This window comes from Mycobacterium sp., from assembly GCF_035623875.1.
Taxonomy (GTDB): Bacteria; Actinomycetota; Actinomycetes; order Mycobacteriales; family Mycobacteriaceae; genus Mycobacterium.
In genome coordinates, this window is the sequence record NZ_DASPSP010000070.1 from 1 (window position 1) to 2361 (window position 2361).

Below are 2361 nucleotides of genomic sequence, written 5' to 3' on the forward strand. Positions count from 1 at the left end.
CTCACCGATGCCGACCGGGTCGCGGATCTGCGTGCGCTGGTGGCGCCGGCGGATGCGGTCTTCCTGGACGCCAAGATCGAGGCCGAGCTCACCGAGCTCGACGACGAGTCGGCCGCCGAGCTGCTGGAGTCGATCGGTCAGACCGAACGCGGACTTGATGCGTTGGCCCGGGCCGGTTTTCACACTCTGAAGTTGCAAACCTTCCTGACGGCCGGGCCCAAGGAGTCGCGGGCCTGGACCATCCATCAAGGCGATACCGCGCCCAAGGCGGCCGGGATAATCCACACCGACTTCGAAAAGGGCTTCATCAAGGCCGAGATCGTGTCGTACGACGACCTGGTGGCCGCCGGGTCGATGGCTGCAGCCAAGGCGGCCGGCAAGGTGCGCATGGAGGGCAAGGACTACGTGATGGCCGATGGCGACGTGGTGGAGTTCCGACACGGAGCAACAACAAAGTCGTCGAAGTAGGCGCTTGATGAGGGGCACAGACTGAGCCCGCCTCCGAAGATCAAACGCGGCGACCGGATACGAGTCAGGCCCGCAACAACCGCTTCTAGCGGCCTCGTGCGGAGGTCCTCGACGGTAGCTGGATGCCACCGACGCCCACGCCGTTCGAGGCTTCCTGAGGCAGGCGGCCGTCAGGGGTGTGCTGCAAGGAAAGTGTCGTTCGGCAAGCCCGCGGTGAGTTGATCGACGTTGAACGGCTCATCGAGGCGGGCGTGCAGCTTCTTGGGATCGATCAGCATGCTGATCTCGGCGGTCTGGCGAGCGAACAGTCGACCGAAACGCGGGTAGAGCCAACGCATTACGGTTCGCTCAGCAGAGGTGCAGCGCGCCGCGCAGTAGCCGACATGACCCACCTCGTCGGTGAGGATTTCGCTGTAGAGGCTCTCGATGCGTGCGGCCACGTCCGGTTCGTCGGCGAACAACTCGACCCCGACACGGCGCAATTCGTCGAACATGATGCAACCCGCCATCTCGGCGGCGCCCACGAACCCGAACCCGATGCGCTCCGGGAGGAAGACGTTGATCTTGACGAACTGGCGCATCACCATGGGCGGCGGGACGACGTGGAAAGGCAAACCGAACATGTCCAGCACGTAGGCCAGTAAGCGGGTGTGATAGTGCTCTTCGAGCTCCATGTACACCCGCTCGGGCAGGGTGTCGTCACCGCTATTGCGTCCGTACGTTTCTCCCAATCCGACGCCGAAGCGTTCGGCCTGGTTCAACTTCGCGGTCGCCAACAGAAAAAGCATTTCTCGGCTCAGGCCCGGCTCGGGTCGGCGGCGGTGCAGGTTGCGTTCGAACACAACTCGGTCGATGGGACGACTCGAGCGAACCGGGTCCACCTCCAAGGCGTTGAAGAATTTGTCCCGGCTGGTCAAGGTGCGGTTCAGCAAATCTGCGTCACCGTCGCGCCGCGTCAAGAATTCGCGGTAGCCCTCGATACCTAAAGCGTTCATCGCTCCTCCATTCCCTGAACAATCGTCAGCACATAGCGATCCAATAGCGCGGCGCGTTCCCGTGATGCGGTCGCACCGGTGGCCAGCAACGCGAACAGTCCGGTGAGGAAAATCACCCCGAGTTCACCCGCGTCCGCATCCCGCGACACCCGTCCCGCCTCCTGCGCTGCGGCGATCGCGGCGACGACGAAACCGGCCAGCGGGTGCTCACCAAGCTCGTCTCCGACGGGCCGGGTGGCGGAGAAGTGCAGGCCCAGCATGTCTCTGAAGACCACCGGTCCGAATTGCTCTTCGGCGGCGAGCACGTGGCGAACGAGCAGTGTGAGCAGCGACAACAGATCGTCTGGCGCGGCGGTTCGGGTGTCGAGCGCCGCCACGATTTTCGCCTCCTCGGCCCGCTCCAACTCGACCAGCACGTGCTCCTTGGTCGGGAAGTGGAAATAGAACGTGCCCCGCGCCACCCCCGCCGTCGCGGCGATCGCTGCGACGTCCGCACCCGCCAATCCGGACCGGTCGAACTCGGCCATCGCGGCGTCGAAGACACGCGCCCGGGTCTGCAGCCGCTGCGCCTCCCGTATCCCAACAACCTGCGACGCAGGTTCTGCGGTCAATGGGCGCGATGGCACGCAGACACCATACAAAATTTCATTGCCGCCCGTCAATGACGGTCGTCAGCGAGTTTGCTGGTGGTGGGTGGTTTGATTGGGCCATGAATGGTGTGCCGAGCAGGCAAGCTCGGTTAGCGCATGCGGCGAAGCATGCTGAACTGTGGAACGCCGGGAAGAAAGACGAGTGGGTCGCATCTTGGCGCACGATCTGCCCCGGCGAGGTCCGCATGTTCGACCCGGTCGGTACCGAGGAGAAGCGCGGCTTCGAGACCGCGACTTCGGACGCCTTC

At 64.1% G+C, this 2361-nt stretch carries 4 protein-coding genes; 2 read left to right on the plus strand and 2 right to left on the minus strand.

Annotation, left to right across the window (positions count from 1 at the left end; all coding sequences use genetic code 11):
- Window positions 1-468, plus strand: a 468-nt coding sequence (locus VEI45_RS06020) for a DUF933 domain-containing protein (protein ID WP_324851093.1), incomplete at its 5' end; no start/stop codon positions are given.
- 170 nt (window positions 469-638) lie between these two features.
- Here VEI45_RS06020 and VEI45_RS06025 read toward each other — a convergent pair.
- Window positions 639-1463: a hypothetical protein gene (locus VEI45_RS06025; protein ID WP_324851095.1), complete on the minus strand. Its 825-nt coding sequence runs from the start codon at window positions 1461-1463 to the stop codon at window positions 639-641.
- Window positions 1460-2089 carry a TetR family transcriptional regulator gene (locus VEI45_RS06030; RefSeq protein ID WP_324851097.1) on the minus strand — a complete coding sequence of 210 codons (630 nt, stop codon included), beginning with the start codon at window positions 2087-2089 and terminating at the stop codon, window positions 1460-1462. The genes VEI45_RS06025 and VEI45_RS06030 overlap by 4 nt, the downstream gene beginning before the upstream one ends.
- A gap of 83 nt (window positions 2090-2172) precedes the next feature.
- Here VEI45_RS06030 and VEI45_RS06035 point away from each other — a divergent pair.
- A partial coding sequence (locus VEI45_RS06035) for a hypothetical protein (RefSeq protein WP_324851099.1) occupies window positions 2173-2361 on the plus strand: 189 nt, incomplete at its 3' end.

Bases quoted from the DNA above. Each gene is read 5' to 3' on its own strand.
- VEI45_RS06025 (WP_324851095.1), bottom strand. From the start codon at position 1,463: ATGAACGCTTTAGGTATCGAGGGCTACCGCGAATTCTTGACGCGGCGC.